At 66.2% G+C, this 26,085-nt stretch carries 18 protein-coding genes and 4 pseudogenes; 15 read left to right on the plus strand and 7 right to left on the minus strand.

The features are described 5' to 3' along the window. Positions 1 to 339 precede the first annotated feature (339 nt). The 12 genes and pseudogenes from ltrA (at position 340) to mddA (ending at position 16,670) form a co-directional block, all read left to right on the plus strand. Positions 340 to 1,713 (plus strand): group II intron reverse transcriptase/maturase, encoded by a 1,374-nt coding sequence (ltrA, locus tag MYXE_RS10120; protein ID WP_085196455.1) that lies wholly within the window; start codon positions 340 to 342, stop codon positions 1,711 to 1,713. 110 nt (positions 1,714 to 1,823) lie between these two features. Next, positions 1,824 to 3,215 (plus strand): WS/DGAT/MGAT family O-acyltransferase, encoded by a 1,392-nt coding sequence (locus MYXE_RS10125; RefSeq protein ID WP_085195859.1) that lies wholly within the window; start codon positions 1,824 to 1,826, stop codon positions 3,213 to 3,215. Positions 3,216 to 3,268: 53 nt separating this feature from the next. Then, positions 3,269 to 4,831, plus strand: a complete 1,563-nt coding sequence (locus MYXE_RS10130; protein WP_003918797.1) for an alpha/beta hydrolase — start codon at positions 3,269 to 3,271, stop codon at positions 4,829 to 4,831. A 58-nt stretch (positions 4,832 to 4,889) separates the two neighbouring features. Then, positions 4,890 to 6,433 (plus strand): annotated as a pseudogene (locus tag MYXE_RS10135) (alpha/beta hydrolase). Between the two features lie 49 nt (positions 6,434 to 6,482). Beyond that, a complete protein-coding gene (locus MYXE_RS10140; RefSeq protein ID WP_003918795.1) occupies positions 6,483 to 7,823 on the plus strand; it encodes a glutamine synthetase family protein in 1,341 nt (446 codons plus the stop codon). Positions 7,824 to 7,847: 24 nt separating this feature from the next. Further along, positions 7,848 to 10,802, plus strand: coding sequence for a bifunctional [glutamine synthetase] adenylyltransferase/[glutamine synthetase]-adenylyl-L-tyrosine phosphorylase (locus MYXE_RS10145; RefSeq protein ID WP_085195855.1), 2,955 nt, complete (start codon positions 7,848 to 7,850; stop codon positions 10,800 to 10,802). 16 nt (positions 10,803 to 10,818) lie between these two features. Then, positions 10,819 to 11,445, plus strand: a complete 627-nt coding sequence (locus tag MYXE_RS10150) for a PaaI family thioesterase (RefSeq protein WP_085195853.1) — start codon at positions 10,819 to 10,821, stop codon at positions 11,443 to 11,445. After that, the gene (locus MYXE_RS10155) at positions 11,442 to 12,302 is read left to right on the plus strand and encodes a TIGR03619 family F420-dependent LLM class oxidoreductase (RefSeq protein WP_085195851.1); all 861 of its coding nucleotides are present in this window, start codon (positions 11,442 to 11,444) and stop codon (positions 12,300 to 12,302) included. Before MYXE_RS10150 ends, MYXE_RS10155 begins: the two co-directional genes overlap by 4 nt. A gap of 72 nt (positions 12,303 to 12,374) precedes the next feature. Continuing rightward, complete coding sequence (locus MYXE_RS10160; protein WP_085195849.1) at positions 12,375 to 13,742, plus strand: HNH endonuclease signature motif containing protein; 1,368 nt, start codon at positions 12,375 to 12,377, stop codon at positions 13,740 to 13,742. A gap of 61 nt (positions 13,743 to 13,803) precedes the next feature. Then, on the plus strand, positions 13,804 to 14,046 hold the full coding sequence (locus MYXE_RS10165) for a hypothetical protein (RefSeq protein ID WP_003918790.1): 243 nt from the start codon (positions 13,804 to 13,806) through the stop codon (positions 14,044 to 14,046). Positions 14,047 to 14,149: 103 nt separating this feature from the next. After that, a pseudogene (locus MYXE_RS10170) lies at positions 14,150 to 15,744 on the plus strand (HD domain-containing phosphohydrolase). 143 nt (positions 15,745 to 15,887) lie between these two features. Continuing rightward, the gene (gene mddA / locus MYXE_RS10175) at positions 15,888 to 16,670 is read left to right on the plus strand and encodes a methanethiol S-methyltransferase (protein WP_085195845.1); all 783 of its coding nucleotides are present in this window, start codon (positions 15,888 to 15,890) and stop codon (positions 16,668 to 16,670) included. A 21-nt stretch (positions 16,671 to 16,691) separates the two neighbouring features. On the opposite strand, the gene MYXE_RS10180 is transcribed toward mddA, so the two are convergent. Continuing rightward, a complete protein-coding gene (locus MYXE_RS10180) occupies positions 16,692 to 17,102 on the minus strand; it encodes a DoxX family protein (RefSeq protein WP_003918787.1) in 411 nt (136 codons plus the stop codon). Positions 17,103 to 17,217: 115 nt separating this feature from the next. Between MYXE_RS10180 and MYXE_RS10185 the strand changes: the two genes are divergently transcribed. Both MYXE_RS10185 and MYXE_RS10190 read left to right on the plus strand, forming a co-directional pair. Beyond that, complete coding sequence (locus MYXE_RS10185) at positions 17,218 to 17,823, plus strand: TetR/AcrR family transcriptional regulator (RefSeq protein ID WP_085195843.1); 606 nt, start codon at positions 17,218 to 17,220, stop codon at positions 17,821 to 17,823. Then, positions 17,820 to 18,644, plus strand: a complete 825-nt coding sequence (locus tag MYXE_RS10190) for a hypothetical protein (RefSeq protein ID WP_085195841.1) — start codon at positions 17,820 to 17,822, stop codon at positions 18,642 to 18,644. The genes MYXE_RS10185 and MYXE_RS10190 overlap by 4 nt, the downstream gene beginning before the upstream one ends. A 43-nt stretch (positions 18,645 to 18,687) precedes the next feature. On the opposite strand, the gene glnA is transcribed toward MYXE_RS10190, so the two are convergent. After that, positions 18,688 to 20,124 carry a type I glutamate--ammonia ligase gene (glnA, locus tag MYXE_RS10195; RefSeq protein ID WP_003918784.1) on the minus strand — a complete coding sequence of 479 codons (1,437 nt, stop codon included), beginning with the start codon at positions 20,122 to 20,124 and terminating at the stop codon, positions 18,688 to 18,690. A 202-nt stretch (positions 20,125 to 20,326) separates the two neighbouring features. Here glnA and MYXE_RS10200 point away from each other — a divergent pair, with 202 nt between their 5' ends. Continuing rightward, positions 20,327 to 20,788 carry an RDD family protein gene (locus MYXE_RS10200; RefSeq protein ID WP_085195839.1) on the plus strand — a complete coding sequence of 154 codons (462 nt, stop codon included), beginning with the start codon at positions 20,327 to 20,329 and terminating at the stop codon, positions 20,786 to 20,788. Between the two features lie 22 nt (positions 20,789 to 20,810). Here the strand turns inward: MYXE_RS10200 and MYXE_RS10205 are convergent, their stop codons facing one another. The 5 genes and pseudogenes from MYXE_RS10205 to sucB form a co-directional block, all read right to left on the minus strand. Then, positions 20,811 to 21,563 (minus strand): DUF4191 domain-containing protein, encoded by a 753-nt coding sequence (locus MYXE_RS10205; protein ID WP_003918782.1) that lies wholly within the window; start codon positions 21,561 to 21,563, stop codon positions 20,811 to 20,813. A gap of 25 nt (positions 21,564 to 21,588) precedes the next feature. Beyond that, positions 21,589 to 22,527, minus strand: coding sequence for a lipoyl synthase (gene lipA / locus MYXE_RS10210; RefSeq protein ID WP_085195837.1), 939 nt, complete (start codon positions 22,525 to 22,527; stop codon positions 21,589 to 21,591). Further along, positions 22,524 to 23,233, minus strand: a pseudogene (gene lipB, locus MYXE_RS10215) (lipoyl(octanoyl) transferase LipB). Before lipB ends, lipA begins: the two are co-directional and overlap by 4 nt. Positions 23,234 to 23,257: 24 nt before the next feature. Then, a pseudogene (locus MYXE_RS10220) lies at positions 23,258 to 24,167 on the minus strand (TIGR01777 family oxidoreductase). A gap of 10 nt (positions 24,168 to 24,177) precedes the next feature. Beyond that, positions 24,178 to 25,896, minus strand: coding sequence for a 2-oxoglutarate dehydrogenase, E2 component, dihydrolipoamide succinyltransferase (sucB, locus tag MYXE_RS10225; RefSeq protein WP_085195835.1), 1,719 nt, complete (start codon positions 25,894 to 25,896; stop codon positions 24,178 to 24,180). Between the last annotated feature and the right edge of the window lie 189 nt (positions 25,897 to 26,085).

Consider the following 26,085-nt stretch of genomic DNA (forward strand, 5'->3'; position numbering starts at 1 on the left):
GAACTCTGCAGCCTCGTCAGATTCACAACAGGAGAGCCGAGCCGCTCATGTCACGGTGAAGGCCACGTCCGGCGAGTCCCGGTCCGGGGTCAGCTCGTCGGGTCTCCTCGGGGTAGGGGAGATGGCACGTGCACACAGTCTGGTTCGGAACTGGAGAGACCCGTCTGCGCACGCCCGCGTCGGGCAAGAGACCAAGGGTATAAGCCGATGGTGAAAGTCCTTGGAGCACAGCGGGAGTCCGAGGGGGTCATAGTACCGCTGATCGGCGTGCAGCATAACGCGTCGGGAGGGAAGGGCCCCTGCTTTGATCACGTGCGCGAAGCGGGTAAGTGTGAGGGCATGACCGGATCGCTCCGGTCCAATAACCCCGGCAAGCCATTGCTTGCCGTAGCCGATGACGAGCCGTTGAGCCCGTCGGGAGTGAAAGTGCGACAACTGCAACGGGCGCTATGGGCTGCGGCCAAGCAGTCTGAGGGTCGGCGTTTCCACGCCCTGTTTGACCGTATCTACAGGGGTGACGTCCTGTGGGAGGCGTGGTTTCGCGTGTGCAAGAACAAGGGCGCGGCCGGGGTGGATCGCATCACCGTGGCCGCGGTGGAGGACTACGGCGTGGACCGCATGTTGCGTGAGTTGCGCGGTGACCTTCGCACGGGTCGTTACCGTCCGGCGCCAGCGCGCCGGGTGGAGATCCCCAAACCACAGGGCGGTAAGCGGCCGTTGGGGATACCCACGGTGCGAGACCGGGTGGCCCAGGCGGCGGCCAAGATCGTGTTGGAACCGATTTTCGAGGCGGATTTCTTGTCGTGCTCGTATGGGTTTCGGCCGAGGCGGTCGGCGACGATGGCTAAGGAACGCTTGCGGACCGGGTTCATCGAGGGCTATCAGTTTGTGGTCGAGTTCGATATCGCCAATTTCTTCGGCGAAATCGACCACGACCGGCTACTGGCTCAGGTCAGTAAACGGGTTTCGGATCGGCGGGTGCTCAAACTGCTGCGCTTGTGGCTGCAGGCAGGAGTGATGGTCGAAGGTGTGTTGGAGCGGACGGTCGCAGGCACACCGCAGGGCGGGGTGATCTCGCCGCTACTGGCCAACATCTACCTGCACGTGCTCGACACTGAGTTATCTGCCCGTGGGGTGGGTGAGTTGGTGCGCTACGCCGATGACGGTGTGGTGCTGTGTCGCAACGCGGCACAAGCCGAGCACGCCTTGGCGGCGGTGGGAGAAATCTTGGCGTCATTGGGGTTGCGGCTGCATCCGGACAAAACGAAGGTAGTCGACCTACGGGAGGGTCGGGAGGGGCTGGATTTTCTGGGCTGTCACTTCCGAGCTCGCATGTCGGGGCGGCTGTGGGAACAACGGCGCATCGTGCGCTACTACCTGCACCGTTGGCCGTCACAGCGGGCGATGAAGCGGCTGCGGGAGAAGGTCCGCGACCGCACCGGCCGCAACCGCGCCGGGACAGACATCCGCGTCATCATCGCGGAGCTGACTCCGATCTTGCGCGGCTGGGGAAATTACTTTCGCACCGGCAACGCCGCCGACAAGTTCACCCAGATCGACCGGTACGTGTGGCGGCGGTTGTTCCGCTTGATGGTTAAGAAGCGGGGCCGCAACCTTCGTGCTGGGCAAGCTGATCAGTGGACTGAGCCGTGGTTCAACGGGCACGGCCTGTATCGACTTCGTGGCACCATCCGTTACCCGAAGGCTGCGTAACCATGTCTAGAAGATCATCGGTAAGCCGTGTGCGGGAAAACCGCACGCACGGATTGAAAGGGGGATGGGGAAACGGGTCTGCCTTGCAGACACCGCGCCCCTGACTACCAATGCAACGGCTCAGCGGACTCGACGCCAGCTTTTTGTATCTAGAGACCGCGTCGCAGCCATTGCATGTCTGCTCGATCCTGGACTTGGACACGTCCACGATGCCGGGCGGCTACACCTTCGACCGTTTCCGCGACAACTTGGCGCTGCGCATCAAGGCGATGCCTCAGTTTCGCGAAAAGATCGCCGATAGCCCGTTGAATCTTGATCATCCGGTCTGGGTGGACGACAAGAACTTCGACGTCAGTCGGCACCTGCACCGCATCGGGCTGCCGCCGCCGGGGGGTCGAGCCGAACTGGCCGAGATCTGCGGTCATATCGCCTCACTGCCGCTGGACCGCAGCCGCCCGCTGTGGGAGATGTGGGTCATCGAGGGTGTGGCGGGCACCAATCCCCGGGAAGACGGCCGGCTGGCGGTGATGACCAAGGTGCACCATGCCTGCGTGGACGGCATGACCGGTGCGAATTTGATGTCGCAGCTGTGTAGCACCGAAGCCGACGCTCCCGCACCGGATCCGGTCGACGGGGTCGGCGACGCCAACCATATCCAGATCGCGCTGAGCGGGCTGGCGAAGTTCGCTTCGCGCCCAATGCATTTGATGAATGTGTTGCCCAACACGGTGTCGTCGATGGTGGAGACGTTGGCGCGGGCGCGCGCCGGTTTGGCGATGGCGCCTCCGTTCGCCGCGCCGCCGACCGCGTTCAACGCCCCCGTCACCGGCAGGCGCAACATTGCTTATGCGCAGCTAGATCTCGAGGACATCAAAACCATCAAGAACCACTTCAACGTCAAGGTGAACGACGTGGTGATGGCGCTGGTTTCCGGTGTGCTGCGCCAATTCTTGCTCGACCGGGGTGAACTGCCCGACTCGTCATTGGTTGCAATGGTGCCGGTTTCGGTGCACGGCAAGTCTGATCGGCCTGGCCGCAACCAGATTTCCGGGATGTTTTCCCGTCTGGAGACCCAGATCGCCGACCCTGCCGAGCGGTTAAAGGCCATAGCTGAGGCGAATTCTGTTGCTAAACAACATAGTTCGGCCATAAGCGCCACGCTGTTGCAGGATTGGTCGCAATTTGCGGCGCCCGCGGTGTTCGGTCTGGCGATGCGGGCCTATGCCCGGACCCGGCTGACCAGAAGCCGCCCGGTGCACAACCTGGTGATCTCGAATGTGCCCGGACCGCAGAATCCCCTGTACATGCTCGGCTGCGAGGTCAAAGCGATGTACCCGCTGGGACCGGTGTTCCACGGCTCGGGCCTGAACATCACCGTGATGTCGCTGAACGGCAAGCTCGACGTCGGGATCATCTCCTGCCCCGAACTACTGCCGGACTTATGGAACCTGGCAGACGACTTCGCGGTGGCAATGGAAGAGCTGCTCCTGGCGAGCCGGTAGCGGCCACGGCGCGCGGGCTAACCGGAGCCTGCGGTCGTCGCATGGCAGCATGGTTGGTCATGGGCCTGCCTCGCTGCGACAAGATCACGCGCACCACGCTGATCTCGATCGTGATCACCGCGATGGTGCTGGTCGGCGGCTGCACGCGGATGGTTTCCGGGCGGCCGGTACAGGCCGGCCCCAAGCTGGGCCAGCCGCTGCAGTGGGGCGCGTGCCATTTCCGCGGCGGCTCGGCGGTGAAGGTTCCTCCCGGCGCCCAGTGCGGCAAGATCGCGGTACCCGTCGACTATCGGCGCCGCGACGGCGGCACCGCGACGCTGGCGATGATTCGCTTCCCGGCGACCGGCGCCAAGATCGGCTCGTTGATCGTCAACCCCGGTGGGCCCGGCGAATCGGGCATCGAGGCCGCCGTCGGGTTGGTGCAGGCGCTGCCGCCGCGGGTCCGCGAGCGGTTCGACCTAGTGGGCTTCGACCCTCGCGGAGTGGCGTCGTCGCGGCCGGCGATCTGGTGCAACTCCGACGCTGAAAACGACCGGCTGCGCGCCGAACCGCAAGTCGACTACAGCCCCAAGGGTGTGGCGCATATTGAAGGCGAGACCAAGGAGTTCGTCGGTCGCTGCGTCGACAAAATGGGCAAAGAGTTCCTGGCGAACGCCGGGACCGTTAACGTCGCCCGCGATTTGGACGCTATCCGCAAGGCGGTCGGCGACGAAAAACTGACCTTCCTGGGCTACTCATATGGAACCCGGATCGGCTCAGCCTACGCAGAGGCCTACCCCAAGAACGTCCGGGCGATGATCCTCGACGGTGCCGTGGACCCCAACGCCGACCCGATCGAGCAAGATTTGCGCCAAGCCAAGGGGTTTCAGGATGCGTTCGACGACTTCGCTGCCGACTGCGCGAAATCCCCGGCGTGTCCGCTGGGCACCGATCCGGCCAAGTCGGTCGACGTCTACCACAGTCTGGTCGATCCGTTGGTCGATCCGGCCAACCCCCTCATCGGCAGGCCCGCGCACACCGCTGATCCGCGTGGGCTGAGCTACAGCGACGCCATCGTGGGCACGATCATGGCCCTCTACACCCCCACACTGTGGCATCACTTGACCGAGGGCCTGACCGAGCTGACCGATCACCGCGGCGACACCTTGCTCGCCCTGGCCGACATGTACATGCGGCGCGATTCGCACGGCCACTACACCAACGCCAACGACGCCCGGGTCGCGATCAATTGCGTCGACCAGCCGCCGGTCAAGGACCGCGCCAAGGTTATCGAGGAAGATCGCCGCTCGCGCCAGATCGCGCCGTTTATGAGCTACGGCAAGTTCACCGGCGACGCGCCATTGACCGCGTGCGCGTTCTGGCCGGTCCCGCCGACCAGCAAACCGCACGTCATCTCCGCGCCGGGGCTGGCGCCCACGCTGGTGGTATCGACCACCCACGACCCGGCGACCCCGTACCAGGCTGGCGTTGACCTGGCCAAACAACTGAAAGGCGCGCTGCTCACCTTCGACGGAACCCAGCACACCGTGGTCTTTCAAGGCAACCGCTGCATCGATGACTACGCGACCGCGTACCTGATTGATGGCAGAGTGCCGCCCGCGGGCGCGAAGTGCTGAAGACGTGATCAACGTGTAATCGTTTGGCCGTCACTGCAACTGAGGACCCCATGCGACGATGAGAGCCATGGGGCGCATGAGACAACTGGGCTCAGCGCTGCTTTCGTTCGGGCTTGCGGTGGCGGTCGGATCACCGGCCAGCGCCACCCCGGAATCCGGCGCCGCCAGGCTCCCGGGACCGCGGCGCCCCAGCCCGCGGCGGTGCAATGGAGCAGCTGCGACCGGTTTGTCCGCGACACCACCGACATCCCCGGCGCGCGCTGCACCACGGTGATGGTGCCCGTCGACTACGACAACCCGGGCGGGGCCCAGGCCCACCTCGCGATGATCCGGATTCCCGCGACCGGTCGGCGGCTTGGCTCGCTAGTGGTCAATCCGGGAGGGCCCGGGGCGTCGGCGGTCGACAGCGTCGCGGCCATGGGTGCGGCGCTGGCCGGCAGCGAGATCACTCGGCATTTCGACCTCGTCGGGTTCGATCCGCGCGGCGTCGGTCATTCGACGCCGGAGCTGCGCTGCCGCACCGACGCGGAGTTCGACGCCTACCGGCGCGACCCGATGGTCGACTACAGCCCCACCGGCGTGGCTCACATCGAACAGGTCTATCAGCAGCTGGCCCAGCGCTGCCTCGACCGGATGGGACCGACCTTCCTGCACAACATCGGTACCGCCTCCGTTGCCCGCGATATGGACGTGGTGCGCCGGGCGCTGGGCGACGAGCAGATCAACTACCTCGGGTTCAGCTACGGCACCCAGTTGGGCACCGCCTACCTCGAGCGGTTCGGCGACCACGTGCGGGCCATGGTGCTCGACGGCGCCATCGACCCCAGCGTGGGACCCGTCCAGCAAAACATCGACCAGATGGCCGGATTCCAGGTCGCGTTCAACGACTACGCCGCCGATTGCGCACGCTCGGCCGACTGCCCGCTGGGCACCGACCCCGCCCAGTGGGTCAACCGCTATCACGCACTGGTCGATCCGCTTGCCGACAAGCCAGCCAAGACGTCGGATCCCCGCGGGCTCGGCTACGCCGACGCGACGACCGGGACCATCAATGCGCTCTACACCCCGCAGTACTGGAAGTACCTGACCAGCGGGCTGTTGGGGCTGCAACGCGGTACCGACCCCGGTGACCTGTTGCGCCTCGCCGACGACTACGACGGCCGCGACGCCGAGGGTCATTACGACAACGCCCAGGACGCCTTCAACGCGGTGCGCTGCGTGGACGCGCCGACGCCCACCGACGCGGCGGCCTGGGTGGCCGCCGACCGGCAGATCCGGCAAGCGGCGCCGTTTTTGAGCTACGGCCGGTTCACCGGTTTCGCGCCGCGTGATTTATGCGCATTGTGGCGGGTCCCGCCGACGTCGGCGCCGCACCGGGCCGAGTCTGCGGGCCCGGGAAAGGTCGTCGTCGTCTCCACCACCCACGACCCCGCCACCCCCTACCGGGCCGGCGTCGAGCTGGCGCGTCAACTGCGCGCCCCACTGATCACCTATGACGGGACTCAGCACACCGCAGTGTTCAACGGCGACAAATGCGTCGACGCAGCGGTGGTTCGCTACTTGGTCGACCAGGTGTCACCGCCGAATAACTTTCGCTGCTAGCGTGGCAGCAGTAACACAGACTTAACAGCCAGTGCATACTGTTCGGGACATGGATCGGCAAAAGGAATTCGTGCTTCGCACGCTGGAGGAACGAGACATTCGTTTCGTCCGGTTGTGGTTCACCGATGTGCTCGGATTCCTCAAGTCGGTGGCGATCGCGCCGGCCGAACTCGAGGGCGCCTTCGAAGAGGGCATCGGCTTCGACGGATCCTCCATCGAGGGCTTCGCCCGGGTCTCGGAGTCCGACACCGTCGCACACCCCGACCCGTCGACGTTCCAGATCCTGCCGTGGACCACCAGCTCCGGCCACCACCATTCGGCGCGCATGTTCTGTGACATCAAGATGCCCGACGGGTCGCCGTCCTGGGCCGACCCGAGGCACGTGCTGCGCCGCCAGCTGGGCAAAGCCAACGAACTCGGGTTTTCCTGCTATGTGCATCCCGAGATCGAGTTCTTTTTGCTGCGGCCCGGTCCCGACGACGGGTCGCCGCCCGTTCCGATCGACAACGCCGGCTATTTCGACCAAGCGGTGCACGACTCGGCATCCAACTTCCGACGCCGGGCGATCGACGCGCTGGAATCCATGGGCATCTCGGTGGAATTCACCCACCACGAAGGCGCACCCGGCCAGCAGGAAATCGACCTGCGCTATGCCGACGCGCTGTCGATGGCCGACAACGTGATGACCTTCCGCTACGTCATCAAGGAAGTCGCGCTCGAAGAAGGCGCGCGGGCGACGTTCATGCCGAAGCCATTCGCGCAATACCCCGGCTCGGCGATGCACACCCACATGAGCTTGTTCGAAGGCGAAGTCAACGCCTTCCACAGCCCCGACGACCCGCTGCAGCTGTCCGATGTGGCCAAGTCCTTCATCGCCGGCATCCTCGAGCACGCTTGTGAGATCAGCGCCGTCACCAACCAGTGGGTGAACTCCTACAAGCGGCTGGTGACAGGCGGCGAGGCACCGACCGCGGCGTCGTGGGGTGCCGCCAACCGCTCGGCGCTGGTGCGGGTTCCCATGTACAGCCCGCGGAAGACCTCCTCGCGGCGCATCGAGGTCCGCAGCCCCGACTCGGCGTGCAACCCGTACCTGACCTTCGCTGTACTGCTGGCCGCCGGGCTGCGCGGGGTGGAAAAGCACTACGCGCTGGGCCCGCAGGCCGAGGACAACGTGTGGGATCTAACGCCCGAGGAGCGCCGGGCGATGGGCTACCGCGAGCTGCCGTCGAGCCTCGACAGTGCGCTGCATCAGATGGAAAACTCCGAGCTTGTCGCAGAAGCGTTGGGGGAGCACGTTTTTGACTTCTTCCTGCGCAACAAGCGCACCGAGTGGGCGAACTACCGCAGTCACGTCACCCCTTACGAGCTCAAGACCTATCTGTCGCTGTAGCGCGGCTGCGCTACCGTCGTCGTCGTGACGAGACCCGCCACGCACCGTCCGCGAGTGCCCAGCGCGGGTCGGCTGGGATTAGTCGACCCACGTGCGAGTGCTTACTTGGCACAACTGGGCTGGGACACCGAGGCGCACGTCGAGCTGTTGTGGTCGCTGTCTCGGGCACCGGACGCCGACGCCGCCCTGCACGCTCTTATCCGGCTCGCCGAGACTCCTGAGGCCGGATGGAACGAGCTTGATGCGGCGCTGCGCAGTGACCGCAGCCTGCGGGCCCGGCTGTTTGCGGTGCTTGGTACGTCGTTGGCACTTGGGGATCATCTGGTCGCGCACCCGCGTTCGTGGCGGCTGCTGGGCGGCAACCTGACACTGCCGTCCGCTGATGAGCTGCGCCGGACCTTCCTCGACAGTGTTGCTGAAAAACCAAGTGCTGCAGCCATACCGGCGCTCCGCACGCTTTACCGCGACCAGCTGCTAGTGCTGGCCGCACTCGACTTGGCTCCGATCGTTGAAGACGAGCCGGTGCTGCCATTCACCGCAGTCGGTGCCCATTTGGCCGACCTCGCGGATGCCGCGCTGGCCGCGGCGCTGGCGGTCGCGGAAAAAACAGTGTGCGGCACCGATCCACCGCCGCGGCTGGCCGTCATCGCGATGGGCAAATGCGGTGCGCGCGAACTGAATTACGTCAGCGACGTCGACGTCATCTTCGTCGCCGAGTACGCCGACGCGGTCAGCACCCGCGTCGCCCGGGAAATGATGCGGGTGGCGTCCGAAGCGTTTTTCGAAGTGGATGCCGGGCTGCGGCCCGAGGGCCGCCACGGCGAACTGGTCCGCACCGTCGAGTCACATATCGCCTACTACCAGCGGTGGGCAAAGACCTGGGAATTCCAGGCGCTGCTCAAGGCCAGGCCGGCTGCCGGCGATCGCGAGCTCGGCGAGCGCTACATGGCCGCGATGAGTCCGATGATCTGGCGGGCCTCCGAGCGGGAGGACTTCGTCTCGGAGGTGCAGGCCATGCGGCGCCGGGTCGAACAGATGGTGCCTGCCGCCGTGCGAAGCCGCGAAATCAAGCTCGGCAGTGGGGGATTGCGTGACGTGGAGTTCGCGGTGCAACTGCTGCAGCTGGTGCACGGGCGCACCGACGAGTCACTGCATGTGGCGTCCACCGTGGATGCGCTGGCGGCGCTGGGGGCCGGCGGCTACATTGCCCGCGACGACGCCGCGAACCTGACCGCGTCCTACGAGTTTTTGCGGCTGCTCGAGCACCGGCTGCAGCTGCAGCGTCTCAAACGTACGCACCTGCTGCCGCCGCCCGACGACGACGAGGCGCTTCGCTGGCTGGCCCGCGCGGCGCGCATCCGCCCCGACGCTCGCCACGACGCACTCGGCGTGCTGCGCGAAGAGTTGCGGCGGCACAACATCCGGGTGTCACGGCTGCACGCCAAGCTTTTTTACCAGCCGCTGCTGGAATCGGTCAGCCCGGCCGGATTGCACCTGCGCGCGATGACACCCGATGCTGCCGAACGCCAGCTGGCCGCGCTCGGCTACGAGGGGCCGCAGAGCGCGTTGAGTCACCTTGCCGCGCTGACGAACCAGAGCGGCCGTCGCGGCCGGGTCCAGTCGGTGCTGTTGCCCAGGCTGCTGGACTGGTTGTCAACCACTCCCAATCCGGACGGCGGGCTGCTGGCCTACCGCAGGCTCAGCGAGGCGATGGCCGGGCAGCGATGGTATCTGTCCACGCTGCGCGACGAGCCCGCGGTGGCCAAGCGGCTGATGCAGGTGTTGGGCACATCGCAATACGTTCCGGAGCTGTTGATGCGGGCGCCGGAGGTCATCCAGCAATACGGCGACGGCCCGTCGGGTCCCAAGCTGCTCGACGTCGAGCCCGGAACCGTGGGCCCTGCGTTGATCGCCTCGGCGAGCCGGCACCCCGACCCAGTGCGCGCGATCGCCGCCGCCCGCAGCTTGCGCCGGCGCGAACTGGCCCGCATCGCCTCCGCCGACCTGTTGGGGATGCTCGAGGTCACCGACGTGTGCCGGGCGCTGACGTCGGTGTGGATAGCGGTACTGCAGGCCGCGCTGGACGCGGTGATTCGGGCTAATGACGACGGCAACGCACCGGCCACCCTCGCGGTCATCGGGATGGGCCGCCTCGGCGGCGGCGAGCTGGGTTACGGCTCGGACGCCGACGTGATGTTCGTCTGCGAGCCGGTCGGCGGCGCCGACGACGCGGCTGCGGTGCGCTGGTCGGCATCGATCGCCGAGCAGGTCCGGGCGCTGCTGGGTACCCCCAGCGTCGACCCGCCGCTTGACCTCGACATCGATTTGCGACCGGAGGGCCGCAACGGTCCGCTGGTGCGCACGCTGGCCTCCTACAGCGCCTACTACGAGCAGTGGGCGCAGCCGTGGGAGCTGCAGGCGCTGTTGCGGGCGCGCGCAGTCGCCGGCGATCCGGATCTGGGCCGGCGTTTCGTGCTGATGGCCGACAAGATCCGCTATCCGCCCGGCGGCGTGTCGGCTGAGACGGCGCGCGAGATTCGCCGTATCAAAGCCCGGGTCGATGCCGAACGGTTGCCGCGCGGCGCAGATCCCAACCGGCACACCAAGCTCGGCCGGGGAGGGCTGGCCGACATCGAATGGACCGTGCAGCTGCTGCAAATGCAGCATGCCCACGGCGTCCCGGCGCTGCAAACCACTTCGACGCTGGACGCCCTGGATGCGATCGCCGCTGCTCAACTGCTCGTTGAGTCAGATGTGGAGTTGCTGCGCCAGGCCTGGCTTACCGCGACCCGGGCTCGCAACGCACTGGTCTTGGTGCGCGGCAAGCCAACCGACCAGCTGCCCGGGCCGGGCCGGCAGCTCAACGCCGTCGCGACCGCGGCCGGGTGGCGCAATGGTAACGGTAACGAGTTCCTAGATAACTATCTGCGGATCACGCGGCGCGCGAAATCGGTCGTGCGCAAGGTATTCGGAAGTTGAGGCAGGAGGCTGTCCGGTGGATATCGCGTACGAGACGATCAGCGCCGACGAGCATGATCGGCTGGCGGGTTTGTACGGCCCGTTGACCGACGCCGTACGAGATCTGATCGACGCCACCATCCTGACCGACGTCGACGCTGACACCATCGAAGACGCGCGCATCGCCATCGAAGCGGTGACCCAGAAGTTGCGCGCCAGTCAGCTCAGCCCGACGTCGACGGTGCGGTACGTCGTCGATGGGCGCCCGCTGGTGTGGGGTAACGCGGTGATCGGCATGCGCAACCCGATCGCCCCGCCGCTGATCATCCACCATGATGGCGGACGCTGCTGGAGTGAGTTCAGCCTGGGCACCGCCTACGAGGGCCCGCCCGGGTTGGTGCACGGCGGTGTCTGCGCCCTGGTGCTGGACCACATTCTGGGCGAGGCCGCCAGCGAGGGGCTGACCAAACCGCTGTTCACCGGGACCATCTCGGTGAAATACCTGCGCGGCACTCCCCTGGGCGAGCTGCGCGCCGAAGCCGAAATCGAGCGCACCGAAGGCGTCAAAACGTTTGTGCGCGGCTCGATTTCGGACCGCACCGGGACTACGGCAGAAGCCGAAGGGATTTTCGTGATGCCGGGTTGGGCACGGGATATGCGATGAAGTACTACATCAGCACGGCGTTCCTGAACACCCACGAGATTGTCGAAGTCGCCAGGGCCGCCGACGAGCTCGGTTACGACGGCGTCGGGATCCCCGACCACGTCGTCAATTTGGAGGCACTGGCCACTCCTTACCCCTACACCAAAGACGGGCAGCGGCGGTGGCAGTTCTTCACCGAGTGGCCAGATCCATGGGTGTTGATCGGCGCGCTGGCCCAGGTGACCACGCGGCTTCGGTTCGTCACCACCGTTTACATCCCGGCCATTCGCAACCCCTACCTGGCGGCCAAAGCCATTGGTACTGCTGCTGTTTTGGCGGGCGGCCGGGTCGAGCTCGGCATCGGTGTCGGCTGGTGCGAGGAGGAGTTCGCGCTGATGGAGCAGCGATTCGACGCGCGCGGTAAACGCACCGACGAAATGCTCGAGTTGATGCGCGCACTGTGGCAGCCCGGCTGGACAGAGTTTCGCGGCGAGTTTTATCAAACGCCGAGGCTGGAGATGGAGCCCACGCCGCCGCGGATACCCGTTTATGTCGGGGGGCTCAGCGAGGTCGCGTTTCGCCGTGCCGCCCGCAACGACGGCTGGATTGGCGACCTGATCAAGACCGATCGCGCTATCGAGGCGGCGCGCAGGCTTCGCGCATTGCGAGCCGAAAATGGCTTGTCACTCGATGATTTCACTATCTTGACACCGTTGACCGACGCATTCACGATCGCCGACTATCAGCGTGCCGAGGAAGCCGGTATCACCGGGATCTTGACGATGCCGTGGATGTTCTACGCCGGACCCGATGCCACCCTGACCGAAAAGGTCGACGGGATGCGACGCTTCCGCAAAGACTTAGCACTCGACGGCTGACAACCTGGCGTTCATCCACAGCCGGGGGCTTGTGAAGGGATCGACGTCGGACGTCGCCGATATGATTCGAACATGCTTTCGAGGCGCGACGTGACCGTCGCGGTGCTGGACCGGCTGGAATCCGCAGTCGACGAGCTGGCCGCGTTGCGGTTCGACGCGCTGACCACACCGGAGCGGTTGCTGGTGTTGGAGCGGCTGGAAAGGGTGGCTCGCCGGCTGCCGGTGGCCGGTCACGCCTTGATCAACGGGGTACGGCAGCAGGCGACGCCCGTCGAGCTGGGCGGAAAGCTGTCGCACGCGTTGGCCGACCGGCTGCGCATCACCCGCAGCGAGGCCACCCGCCGCATCCGCGAAGCCGAGGACCTCGGCGAACGGCAGGCTTTGACTGGTGAACCGCTGCCACCGCGGCTGGTTGCCACCGCGGCCGGGCAGCGGGCCGGGAAGCTCGGCGCTGGCCACGTCGCGGTCATCCGGCGGTTCTTCGAGCAGCTGCCATGTTGGATCGACGCGACCACGCGCGAGCGAGCTGAAGCCAAGCTGGCCCGGTTGGGCGAGCAGTTTCGTCCTGATCAGCTGGCCAAGCTGGCCGATAAGCTTGCCGACTGCCTCAACCCCGACGGGCAGTTCAGTGACGAGGACCGCGCCCGGCGCCGTGGCCTGACCTTGGGCAAGCAAGACATCGACGGCATGAGCCCGATTCGCGGCTGGCTCACCCCGGCGATGCGCGCCACGGTGGAGGCGGTGTTGGCCAAACTGGCCGCGCCGGGCATGGCCAACCCCTATGACGAAAAACCCGTCGTGGACGGCACCCCCAGCGAAGACGCCGTGCGGCACGACACGCGCAGCGCCGCGCAGCGTAACCACGATGGGCTGCACGCCGGGCTGCGCGCGCTGCTGGCCAGCGGCGCGCTGGGTCTGCACAACGGGCTGCCCGCCACCATCATCGTGTCCACGACGCTGGCCGAGTTAGAGGCCGGCGCGGGCAAGGGGCTCACCGGTGGCGGCACGCTGCTGCCGATGACAGACGTGATCCGTCTGGCCCGCCACGCCAACCACTATCTGGCAATTTTCGACAAGGGTCGTGCCCTGGCGCTCTATCACACCAAACGCCTGGCCTCGCCCGGCCAGCGAATCGTGTTGTACGCCAAGGATCGCGGGTGTTCGCATCCTGGTTGCGATGTGGCCGGCTACTACTGCGAGGTTCATCATGTGACCGAATACGCCAAGTCGCGCGTCACCGACGTCAACGACCTGACATTGGGTTGCGGCGGGCATCACCCGATCGTCAAACCCGTTGGCTGGCAAACCCGCAAACGCAAAGACGGCGAGACCGAATGGATTCCACCACCGCACCTCGACCGGGGTCAACCGCGGACCAACCTGTTCCACCACCCCGAGAAACTGCTGCGAGAGGGGGACGACGAAGACGACGATCCCTAGCCGACGGCGCTTTCGGTGAAAGCCCTCCCGTCGCTGGCCCGGTTGCCCTAACGTTGCCCGGGTGGAGTCACACGCAACCCCCGAACTGGTGCCCGTCGAGGCACTGCGCTCAGGTGACCCGATCACCGACGTCAACGGTGGCGGTCAGCACTACACCGTTCTGGAGTCCAAGGCGGTCAGTGACAGCTGCATCGTGTTGGAGCTCGAGTCGAAAGCCAATCACCAGCTCCGAGTGATCGAGATGTCCTTCCCCGCCGGCTACCGCGTCGGCAGATCACCTCGCCGAAATTCTGTGACGCCCTAGTCCGCGGGGACCCACCCACGACACCTGCGGCGGTTGTCGGCTGCGGCATCAGCGGCGAAATTCAACAAGTACGTCGGCGCAACCACTTTTAGGCAAGAATCGAATGGTGGTCTATGAGCCTGACGGTGTAGACCTGCGCGGGCCGGTGCTGCCCAGTCGCGCCGAGGTGCTCGCCGCGCTGTCGGTGGCGATCGATCTCGGCCTGGGTCAACCCAGCGAGCACATGCTTCGCGCGGCACTGATCGGCACCAGGATCGCCGATCGGCTGGGGCTCAGCCGGGACCAGCGTGACTGCACCTACTACACGAACCTGGTGATGTGGATCGGCTGTCACGCCGACTCGCACGAATACGCGCGGTGGTTCGGAGACGATATCGCTGTGCGCCGCGAGTCCGCATTGGTTGACTGGGCGGGCTTGCCGTATTTGCGGTTCCTGGTCAGCAATGTGGCCCGCGGTGAACCATTGATCCGCAGGCTGGCGGTGATGACAGCACTGTTCGCCAACGCGCACGGCCAGCTGGCCCGGCTGGTGCGGTCGCACTGTGCGTCGGCGACGCTGCTGGCGCAGCGCATCGGCTTAGGTGCGGACGTGCAGGCCGCACTGGCGTTTGCGTTCGAGCGCTATGACGGCGGTGGACTACCCAACGGCGTTCGGGGCGAAGACATTCCGCTGCCGATGCGGATCGCTCAGCTTGCCGACATGGCCGAGATTCACCACCGTGCCTTCGGCATCGACGGCGCCGTCGCCATGGTCCGCCGTCGTCGGGGCGGTCAGTTCGACCCACACATCGTCGACGCGTTCCTAGAAAAGCCCCACGAGTTGTTGGCGGGGCCGCCCACCGGAGACGTCTGGGCGACGGCGTTGCGGGAGGCACCTGATCGCCAGCAACGGCTCGACGCCCATTCGCTGGACGCGCTTCTGGCCGCACTGGGAGACTTTGTCGACCTGAAATGCCCCTTCACCCTTGGACATTCACAAGCGGTGGCCCGCCTGGTCGCGGACGCGGCCGCGGTGATGAACCTTGATCCTTCCACGGTGGCCCTGACCCGCCACGCCGGATACGTCCACGACCTCGGCCGAATCGGGGTGTCGAACCAGATCTGGTCCGCGCCACGCCAATTGACCCCAAGTGAATTCGAGCGGGTGCGCCTGCACTCGTACTTCACCGTGCGGATTCTGCGTCAGGTCCGCGGCTTGGAGCGGGTCGCGCAGGTCGCCGGTAATCACCATGAGCGCGTGGACGGTTCGGGCTATCCGCGTGGGCTTGCCGGAGCCGCGCTGGGTCTGCCGGATCGTCTGCTGGCCGCCGCGGTGCGCTACCAGGCCGCGTGCGAACCGCGGCCATATCGTGCCGAGCTGTCCCCCGAAGCGGCGGAACACCGCCTGCGCCAAGACGTCCAAGCCGGCCGCCTTGATGGGGTCGCTGTCGACGCCGTCCTGCACGCAGCCGGCGGCGTGCCGAGCAACCCAGTCCGCGGCCGGGCGGATTGACTGCCCGCGAAGCCGAAGTGCTCCGCCTTGTTGCGCGTGGGGCATCCAACAAGGAAATCGCAGCGGCACTGGTGATCAGCGAAAAAACCGCACGCAACCATGTCGAGCGGATCTACGCCAAGATCGGGGTGTCAAACCGGATCGGTGCCAGCCTGTACGCGATGCAGCACGGACTCGTCGCCCCGCCGGTACCGCAGGGGAATTGAGGCAAACGCCTCATGTGCGGACGCTTGGCCGGGGTGAACGATGAGGTCGTCACGAAACGTTCGAGTAGGCGGATACCCTATTCCGCTCCGGTAGGGGAACGGAATAGTGGACGAGGCAGGGGCGGGTGAGGAGGCGCAGGGACATGACGAAGGTCAATCGCACATTGGCGATCAGCTATGGGGTGGTTAGCTACCTGATGTTCATTGTGTCCTTCCTGTATGCCATTGGGTTCGTTGGTGGCATCGTCGTCCCGCGCACTGTTGACCACGCCGTGACGGCTCCCGTCGGCCAGGCAGTGGTGGTGAACTCGCTGCTGCTGGGCCTGTTCGCCGTCCAGCACAGCGTGATGGCCCGGCCGGCGTTCAAACGGTGGTGGACGCGGTTCGTGCCGCCGCCGGTGGAGCGAAGCACTTACGTGCTGCTGGCGAGTCTGGCGCTGCTATTGCTGTATTGGCAGTGGCGCTCGATGCCCGCCCAGATTTGGGACGTGCGGTCGCCCGCCGCCCGGTCTGCGGTGTGGGCGGTGTTTTGGGTCGGTTGGCTGATCGTGTTTGCGTCAACGTTCATGGTCAGTCACTTCGACCTCTTCGGCCTGCGGCAGGTGTATCTGGCGTGGCGTGGTGAACCGTACACCGACATCGGTTTTCGCTCACCGCTGCTGTATCGGGTGGTGCGCCACCCGCTGATGCTCGGCTTCATCATCGCCCTTTGGGCGATCCCGACGATGACGGCCGGGCACTTATTTTTCGCGGCGGCCAGTACCGTGTACATCCTGATCGCCGTGCAATTCGAGGAACGCGATCTGGTTGCGGCGCTGGGCGCACAATACCGCGACTATCGCCGTCGCGTGCCGATGCTGCTACCGCTGCCGCGACCGCGGCACAAGCAGCCCCGGGCTGGCCAGGCGCAGCCCGAAATGCGCTGAGGTGTCCTCCCGTTGTCGAGGTCATCGGCGGCCGGTGCGGCGGCGGGTGTCCAGCGCGTAGGCTCCCGCGCCGACGAACACCAGCAGCAGAAATCCGAAGCAGTACAGCACCGCTAGCTCACCCTGGTTGACGATCGGCCAGAACCCATGCGGGAAGTGCTGGCTGAAGTACGCGTACGCCATCTCCCCGCACGCCACGAAGGCAGCGAGCCGGGTCAACAGGCCGACGATGATCAGCCCGGCGGTGACGGTTTCGATCCAGCCCGCGTAGTAGAACGGCCACTCGCCGACCGGGACGGTGGGCCCCACCGGCCAGCCGATCAGCTTCGACAGGCCGTGGCATAAAAACAGCAGCCCGAACACCACCCGGAACAGCGCCACGGCCACCGGCGAGTACGGGTTGAGCCTGGCCTCGAGGTTGCGCGTCGTCATGCGATGACGATACGGCTACACATCTCTGCATGCCGAGGTACGGCACCGGCGCACCAGACATCTTTGTTGACGACTGTCATTGACAGTAGTCAATGAAATGCCGTAGGGTCCCTGTATGGCGTCAGCACGCGCATCGGCGGCGGCTAGATCCCCGCGGGGCGTCCGCGAAATTCGACGGCTCGAAACCCGGGCACGCCTTTTTGACGCCGCGTTGGCCGAGATAGCCCGGCGCGGAGTCGGCGAAGCTGATGTCAGTGCCATCGCCGCGGCAGCGGGCGTGGTGAGAGGCACGTTCTATTTCCACTTCCCGACGAAAGAACACGTCCTCATCGAGCTCGAGCGCAACGAGGAGACCCGCATCATCGGTGAACTTCGCGACGCTACGGGCGATCTGCGGTCAATCCTGTTACGGCTTGTGCATCACGTGCTCGACGCCGAACGCCGGTTAGGGTCGGTCGTTTTCCGGGACATGCTGGGGTTGCATTTCTCGGCGACGCATCCGGCCGACGACAAGTTGGCGCAACACCCCGTGGGGGAGTTTCTCGTAACCGTGATCAGCCGGGCACAAGAGGCCGGGCAGGTCTCTTCGGACGCTGACGCTGAGGAACTCGCGATGTTCTTCCTGACTGGACTGTTCGCGCTCTTGGCCACGGGAGCACACGATTTCGCGCTGTTAAGTCGTTATGTGACAACGATTGTCGACGGAATGGAGAAACGATGAAACCTTCGGGCATCGACGGGTATCGAGATTTTTTGGCCCGGCGCGACGGTGAAGCCGATCTACTCAATCGGCGGTTAACGAATCGCGAACGGTTCTTTCATGAGCTTGAGGCGAACCCGTTGCGATCAGCCCATCCCGCCGACCGTTCGGCTTTCCTTCGCAACCTGCGCCGCCGGCGCCCCGAACCGGGTCTGGACAAGAAAATGCTGTTCCTGCTGGCGACCGCGAAACTGAATCAGGCGGAGCGGTTCGGGGTCGGACTCGGGGAAACCTACGGGCGCAACAGTGATGAGAGTCTGCCGCCCGAGAACGTCTACCTCGAACTTGAAGAGCACTACCACACCCGGCTGCTGGCGTACGTGCTTGACATGTTCGACCTGACATTCCAAGTGGTCCCGCCGCCGTTTGTGATCCGGCAGTTCGTCAAGACAGGCGTGTTCTTGCCTGAGCGGCTTCGCTTCAGCTTCGTCGGTGCCGCGGAGATGGCGGGCTGCATCATGTTCGACGAACTGCGCCGCATCGGCATCGAGCTCTTCGCCGACGAGCCCGAGGTCGCCCGGCGAATCGATCTGCTCTACAGCGAGATCCTCACCGACGAAATCGGCCACGTCGGCTACTGCGCATCGCGCTGCACCCGCGCAGAACGGGCGATCATGCGCCGAATCTATCCCTTCGTCGGACGACTGTTCGCCCGCCAGACCGCCGAGATCAGTCTGCTAGTCGACCCGAAAGCCTTGCATGCACGACTCGACCGGCCCTTCGATGTCGAGGAACTCACCGCCGACCTGGACAACGAGACGTATCTCGTCACCCACCCGTGAGGGGTGTCGGCGGCAGGCCGCCAGGCGCAGCGCGTCAGCTGGCTTACACGTCGAAGTACAGCGCGAATTCGTAGGGGTGCGGCCGGACGTTGACCGGCTCGATCTCGTTTTCGCGTTTGTAGGTGATCCACGTCTCGATCAGGTCGGACGTGAAAACGCCGCCCTCGGTGAGGTATTCGTGGTCGGCCTCAAGCCGGTCGATCACCGCGGCCAGCGACGTCGGCGCTTGCGGAATGTTCGCGGCCTCTTCCGGCGGGAGCTCGTAGAGGTCCTTGTCGACCGGTGCCTGCGGCTCGATCTTCTTCTTGATTCCGTCCAGGCCGGCCATCAGCATCGCCGAAAACGCCAAGTACGGGTTGCCCGACGAGTCCGGACAACGGAACTCCAGCCGCTTGGCCTTGGGGTTGGTGCCGGTGATCGGGATCCGCACACACGCCGAGCGGTTGCGCTGGCTGTACACCAGGTTGATCGGGGCCTCGAAGCCGGGCACCAGCCGCTTGTAGGAGTTGACGGTCGGGTTGGTGAACGCCAGCAGCGAAGGCGCATGGTGCAGAATGCCGCCGATGTAGTGGCGGGCGGTGTCGGATAGCCCGGCGTAGCCCACCTCGTCGTAGAACAGCGGTTCGCCTTCCTTCCACAACGACTGGTGGACGTGCATGCCGGATCCGTTGTCGCCGAACAGTGGTTTGGGCATGAAGGTGACGGTCTTGCCGTTCTGCCACGCGGTGTTCTTGATGATGTACTTGTACAGCTGCAGCTGGTCGGCCGCGTGCAGCAGCGTGTTGAATTTGTAGTTGATCTCGGCCTGACCGCCGCTGCCCACTTCGTGGTGGCCCTTTTCCAACGTGAACCCGGCGTTGATCAGGTTGGTCAGCATCTTGTCGCGCAAATCGACGTACTGGTCGTTTGGCGCCACCGGGAAGTACCCGCCCTTGGGCCGGACCTTGTAGCCGCGGTTGGGGCTGCCGTCGGCTTCGGTGGCCACACCGGTGTTCCACCAGCCGGAGATGGCGTCGACCTCGTAGAAGGAACCGTTGATCCGCGAATCGAAGGACACCGAGTCGAAGATGTAGAACTCGGCTTCCGGGCCGAAGTAGGCGGTGTCGGCGATGCCGGTGCTGATCAGATAGTTCTCCGCTTTGCGGGCCACATTGCGGGGGTCGCGCGAGTAGGGCTCACGAGTGAAAGGGTCGTGCACGAAGAAGTTCAGGTTGAGCGTCTTGGCCTCGCGGAACGGGTCGATGATCGCGGTGTCGGGGTCAGGCAGCAGGTACATGTCCGACTCGTGGATCGACTGGAACCCGCGGATCGACGAACCGTCGAAGGCCAGCCCGTCGGTGAAAACGCTGTGGTCGCACGCCGAAGCCGGGATCGTGAAGTGCTGCATGATCCCGGGCACGTCGCAGAACCGGACGTCGACGAACTCGATCTTCTCGTCCTTGATGAGCTTGATGATGTCGTCGGCCGTCTTTTCCGACACCGAAGCGCTCTCCTTTACTGCGGGCTGCGAGTCTAATGCGGTCATTGAAGCGCTCTCCTTTACTGGCCCTGGCCCTTGCACTGGTGGCCCGACCGAACGCTATGGATGCGATGTTGCCCAAGAGTCAACCCCATGTTGCGCTGACGTTACGCGCCCGCGCAGCCTGGCCTTACGGCGGGTAGCCCGACCGTATTGTGGGCGCATGGCCCGCAGCATCTCGTCGTGGCTGTCCGGTCCGGTGAACGCCGACGGCCGGCGGCCGCGCTATCCCGGTCAGTCGCTGGGCTTGCCCGAAGGCGGCCCGGGTTCGCTGGCCCGCATGGGCCGGCGGTTGGCGGCGTTGCTGGTCGATTGGCTGATCGCTTACGGCCTGGCGGCACTGGCGATGACGCTGGGCTGGGTCACCTTGTCGTCGCTGTCGACCGCGGTGTTGCTGATTTGGTTCGTGATAGGCGCGGCGGCGGTGCGACTCTTCGGTTTCACACCGGGGCAGCTCGCGCTGGGGCTGGCGGTGGTGGCTCTCGACGGGCGCTCCCATGTCGGGCTGGGCCGCGCCGTGGTGCGTGGCATGCTGATCGCGCTGGTGGTGCCCCCGTTGTTCACCGACGCCGACGGCCGCGGGCTGCAGGACCGGGTGACGGGCACCGCGGTGGTGCGGCGGTAAGCGCGGCAACCAGGCAGAAAGGCTATCGGCGGCGCACGGTGCGCTGGACGCCACGCAGCTTGCCGGCGGTCGGCATCGGCCCCTTCGGCATGGCTGCCGCGCCGGCTCGCGACCCGAGAGCGCTAAGCCGCGACTCCAACGAGTCCAGTTGTTTCCCGGTGATATTCGCCGGCAGCCGGGCGAGATGACGCTCCAGCCGGGCCAGCGGGACCTCGCCGTCGCCGTTGCCGACGACGATGTCGTAGATCGGCACGTCACCCACGAGTCGCGCGGTGCGCTTTTTCTCCTGGGCCAGCAGCGGCTTGACGCGGGCCGGTGAACCTTCGCCGACCAGGATGACGCCGGGGCGGCCGATCACCCGGTGTACCGCGTCGAAGTGACCGGTGGCGGCCACGCCCGGGGTCACGCGCCACTTGCCGCGCAGGTTTTCCAACACCCACGCCGCGGCACCGGTTTGGCCTTCCGCCTTGCGGTACACCGACCGCTGGGCGCGCCGCCCGAAGATGATGAACGCCACCAGCGCGCCCAGCACCACGCCGAGCACGCTCATCATCAGCGTGCTGAACCCGCCGGCCGCCACTCCGGCCGCCACCGACGCGCCGACGATCAGCACGAACGCGCTGATCATGTAGGGCAGCAGCCGCTTGTCTTCCTTGCGCTGGATGGTGAACGCCTGCCATAGCTGACGCCGGCGCTCCCTGGCGGCGGCCTTGCGGGCGGCCTTGGCTTCGGCCCTGGCGGCCTTGCTCGCCGCGGAATTGCGGGATTTTGCCATGATCCCCAAGGATACGGAAACCTGCTCAGCGCGGCGCTGCGGTCCGTCGCCGCGCGATGGCCTGCTGGTAGAGGCGGCCGGCCCGATACGACGAGCGCACCAGCGGCCCCGCCAGCACGCCGGCGAACCCCAGCTGTTCGGCATGGTGCGAGTACTCGGCGAACTCCTCAGGCCTAACCCAGCGCTGCACCGGGTGGTGGCGCACCGACGGGCGCAGATATTGGGTGATGGTGACGATGTCGCAACCCGCCCCACGCAGATCGGCCAGGGCGGTGCGCACCTCCTCGGGTGTCTCGCCCAGGCCCAGGATGAGGTTGCTCTTGGTGACCAAGCCGAAGTCGCGGGCAGCGGTGAGCACGTCGAGGCTGCGCTGATAGGTAAACGCCGGGCGAATCCGTTTGAAGATACGCGGCACGGTTTCGACGTTGTGCGCCAACACTTCTGGGCGAGCAGCGAAAACCTGCTCAAGCCGGGCCGGTTCGCCGCTGAAATCGGGGATCAGCAGCTCGACACCGGTGGAGGGGTTGAGCCGCTTGATCGCGCGCACCGTCTCGGCGTAGAGCCACGCCCCGCCATCGGGCAGATCGTCGCGTGCCACACCGGTGACGGTGGAATAGCGCAGACCCATCGCCTGCACACTCTCAGCGACCCGTCGCGGCTCGTCGCGGTCGAGCGGCGCGGGCTTGCCGGTGTCGATCTGGCAGAAGTCACAGCGACGAGTGCACACCTCGCCGCCGATCAAAAAGGTGGCCTCGCGGTCTTCCCAGCATTCGTAGATGTTGGGGCAGCCGGCCTCCTCGCACACGGTGTGCAGGCCTTCACGCCGAACCAGGCCCTTCAGTTCGGCGTAGGCCGGTCCCATCCGGGCCCGGGTCTTGATCCACGGCGGCTTGCGTTCGATCGGGGTCCGCGCGTTGCGTACCTCCAGGCGCAGTAGTTTTCTGCCTTCGGGCGCAACGGTCACGGTGCCGATGCTACGCGGGCCGGCCCGGGTGGACGGCTGACGGGCAGCGCACCGTCGAGCGCGTCGCACACCGCGTCGGCCACCGCCGAACGCACGTCCTCGACACCGACCCGTCGGCCAAGTTCTTCCGTTATCGACGTCACCCCGGCATCGGCGATCCCGCATGGCACGATCCTGGCGAATGCGCTCAAGTCACAGTCGCAGTTGAGCGCAAATCCGTGCAGCGTCGTCGCCCGCGATACCCGCACGCCGATCGCGGCGACCTTGCGGGCGGGCCGACCGCCGCCGGCGGGCACCCATACTCCGGATCGGCCGTCCACCCGGCCCACCTCCAGGCCTAGGTCGGTGCACACTTTGATCAGCGATTCTTCAAGGCGCCGAACGTAATTGAGCACATCGAGCGGTTCGGCCAGCCTGATGATCGGATAGCCCACGAGTTGCCCGGGGCCATGCCAGGTGATCTTGCCGCCGCGGTCGGTGTCGATCACGGGCACGCCTTGCGCCGTCGGGCCCGGGCGCTCGTGCGGCAGCGTGCGCCGGGCCCGCGGTGTACACCGAGGGGGTGTTCTAACAGCAGCAGTGTGTCGGTTCCGCCGGCCAGCCTGGTGTCGGCCAGGTCTCGTTGCAGCTGCCAGGCGGCGAGGTAGTCGACAGTGCCCAGCTGGCGGACGTCCACCGGAGCCGGGCTCGACCGGATGGAAATCACACGGTCAGGCTACCCGGGACCGCACTAGGCCACGGCGGGCCGGGCGGTGGCGTAGCTCAGCGCCTCACCAATCGTGTTGTGGTGGAACCGGAAACCGGCGCGTTCCAAAACGGCGGGGATGGCGCGCTGGCCGCACAGCAGTTCGTCGGCGAGCTCGCCGAGCACGGCGCGCACCGCGAACCCCGGCAAAACCAGCGGGGTGGGCCGGCGGACCGCGCGGCCCAACGCCGCGGTGAATTCGGCGTTGGTGACGGGTGCGGGTCCGGTCAGGTTCACCGGCCCGGACAGCCCGTCGTGCGAGATCGCAAACTGCAACGCCCGGACCTCGTCTTCGAGGCTGATCCAGGAGATGTACTGGCGGCCGTTGCCCAGGCGGGCGCCCAGGCCCAGCGAGAACAGCGGGCGCATCCGCCCCAACACCCCCGCCCGACGGGGCCAGCACCAGCCCGGTGCGGGCCAAAACGACACGGGCGCCGACTTGCTGTGCAGCTGCCGTCGCGGCCTCCCAGTCTTGGCACAGCTGAGCTAGGAAACCGCTTCCGGCTGAGGCGGTTTCGTCGACTTGACGGTCCTTGGTGTTGCCGTAATAGCCGACCGCGCTGGCATTGACCAGCACGCCTACGCCGGCCTCGGCGACCGCGGCGGCCAGCACTTCGGTCGGTGTGATGCGGCTGTCGCGCAGGTTTTGCTTGAAGGCGCCGGACCAGCGACGCTGCCCAATGTTGATGCCGCACAGGTTGACGACGGCGTCGACCCCGTTTAACGCGCTGGCATCGAATTCGCCGCTTTCGGGGTTCCAGTGCACTTCACCGCTGTTCGCCGGGGTACGACGGACGATGCGCACCACCCGGTGATCGGCGGCGCGCAACGCGGCCACCAGCGCCGAGCCGATCAGGCCCGACGAGCCGGCGATCGCGATGACGGCCTTGGCCACGGCGCCTTTCCTAGAGCCCTAGGTCGGCCTCGAACGCGGCTTCTTCGAGCCGATGCTTGACCGTGGTCAAGAATCGTCCTGCGTCGGCGCCGTCGATCAGCCGGTGGTCGTAGGTCAGCGGCAGATAGCAGATGGAGCGGATCCCGATCGACTCGTTGCCGTTTTCGTCGACGACCACCCGCGGCCGTTTGACGATTGCGCCGGTGCCGAGCATGGCGGCCTGAGGCGGGACCAGGATCGGCGTGTCGTGAAGCGCGCCCTGGCTGCCGATGTTGGTGATCGTGAACGTGCCCCCGGACAGCTCATCGGGCTTGAGATCACCCGAGCGGGCCCGCGCGGCAATGTCGGCGATCGCGCGTGCCAACCCGGCCAGGGACAGATCGCCGGCGTTGTGGATCACCGGCGACAACAGTCCTTGCTCGGTGTCGACGGCGAACCCGAGGTGCTCGGCGTCGTAGTAGGTGATCTCCTTGGTCTCCTCGTTGTAGCTGGCGTTGATGTTGGGGTGAATCTTGAGCGCGTCGATCACTGCCCGCGCGATGAACGGCAGGTAGGTCAGGTTGACGCCTTCGCGCTCGGCGAAAGCGGCCTTGGCCCGCGCCCGCAGCGCCACGATCTTGGTCATGTCAACCTCGTGGGTCTGCGTGAGTTGCGCTGTGGCGAGCAGGGATTCGCGGGTTTTGGCGGCGGTGATCTGGCGGATGCGGCTGGCTTTTTGGGTGGTGCCGCGTAGATGTGCCAGCGCGGGTGCCGGGCTGGGCGCAGCGGCGGGTCGCGCCGCGGCGGGTGCGGCCGCGGCGGCTGCTGGCGCCTTCTTCGCCTCTTCCCGCTGTTGGACCGCGGCAAGCACGTCCTGCTTGCGGATACGCCCACCCACCCCGGTGCCCTTCACCTGGGTCAGGTCGATGTTGTTGTCGGCGGCGAGTTTTCGCACCAGCGGCGTGACATACGGTGTTGCGGCCCTCGCGGGCGTCGCTGCCGGCTCGGCGGTGGGCTGAGGCTCGGGTGAGGGCTGGGCCCGCAGGGTCGGCGCCGGCTGCGCCGTGGTCGGCGGTGTGGGCTGCACAGCCGGTTCGGGCTGCGGGGACGGCGGGGCTTGGGGCTCAGCCGGGGGCGCGGCGGCGGTGCCGATCTTGGCCAGCTCGCCACCGACCGGGACCGTGGTGTCCTCCTCGGCGGTGATACTGACCAGTGTGCCGGCCACCGGCGACGGGATTTCGGTGTCGACCTTGTCGGTGGACACCTCCACCAGCGGCTCGTCGACCTGCACCGAATCGCCGACCTTCTTCAGCCAGCGGGTCACGGTTCCTTCGGTCACCGACTCGCCGAGCTCGGGCATCAACACCGGCGTGGTAGCGCCTTGGCCGCCGTCGCCGGCGGGGGCCGTGGCGGTCGGCGGCGCGGGTTCGGGCTTGGCCGCTGTTTCCGGCTCGGTCGACGCCTCGGCCGACGGCGGCGCCTCAGCCGAGGGCTGCCCGCCGTCTGCTTCGGCGGTGTCACCGATGATTGCCAGTTCCCCGCCTACTTCGACCGTCTCGTCCTCGTGGGCAATGATCTTGGTCAGCACACCGGCGGCCGGTGACGGGATCTCGGTGTCGACCTTGTCGGTGGAAACCTCCAACAGAGGCTCGTCGACTTCGACCGTGTCGCCTTCCTGCTTGAGCCAGCGGGTGACCGTCCCCTCGGTGACGCTCTCACCGAGTGCCGGCATCTGGACGGAGAAGGCCATCTTTGTTGACTCCTCGATCGATCGGGCGGTCGGCGTGGCTCGACCTCCGGCTTACCACACCGTCGTCTACCGGTGGTGGCACCCAACTGATGTCGAAACCATCCTGTCACTGCGGTGCCGTCGGCATTCAGCCAGGGCGCAACGCGGCTTGACACCGTTGGGCCGCCCGGACCAAGGTGCTTGCAACCA

Source organism: Mycobacterium xenopi, from assembly GCF_009936235.1.
GTDB lineage: Bacteria > Actinomycetota > Actinomycetes > Mycobacteriales > Mycobacteriaceae > Mycobacterium > Mycobacterium xenopi.

Coding starts and splice junctions, on each gene's coding strand:
- sucB (WP_085195835.1), bottom strand. CDS start 25,896: ATGGCCTTCTCCGTCCAGATGCCGGCACTCGGTGAGAGCGTCACCGAG.
- MYXE_RS10190 (WP_085195841.1), top strand. CDS start 17,820: ATGAAACCTTCGGGCATCGACGGGTATCGAGATTTTTTGGCCCGGCGC.
- mddA (WP_085195845.1), top strand. CDS start 15,888: ATGACGAAGGTCAATCGCACATTGGCGATCAGCTATGGGGTGGTTAGC.
- MYXE_RS10205 (WP_003918782.1), bottom strand. CDS start 21,563: ATGGCAAAATCCCGCAATTCCGCGGCGAGCAAGGCCGCCAGGGCCGAA.
- MYXE_RS10160 (WP_085195849.1), top strand. CDS start 12,375: ATGCTTTCGAGGCGCGACGTGACCGTCGCGGTGCTGGACCGGCTGGAA.
- MYXE_RS10200 (WP_085195839.1), top strand. CDS start 20,327: ATGGCCCGCAGCATCTCGTCGTGGCTGTCCGGTCCGGTGAACGCCGAC.
- MYXE_RS10125 (WP_085195859.1), top strand. CDS start 1,824: ATGCAACGGCTCAGCGGACTCGACGCCAGCTTTTTGTATCTAGAGACC.
- MYXE_RS10155 (WP_085195851.1), top strand. CDS start 11,442: ATGAAGTACTACATCAGCACGGCGTTCCTGAACACCCACGAGATTGTC.
- ltrA (WP_085196455.1), top strand. CDS start 340: ATGACCGGATCGCTCCGGTCCAATAACCCCGGCAAGCCATTGCTTGCC.
- MYXE_RS10140 (WP_003918795.1), top strand. CDS start 6,483: ATGGATCGGCAAAAGGAATTCGTGCTTCGCACGCTGGAGGAACGAGAC.
- MYXE_RS10180 (WP_003918787.1), bottom strand. CDS start 17,102: ATGACGACGCGCAACCTCGAGGCCAGGCTCAACCCGTACTCGCCGGTG.
- MYXE_RS10185 (WP_085195843.1), top strand. CDS start 17,218: ATGGCGTCAGCACGCGCATCGGCGGCGGCTAGATCCCCGCGGGGCGTC.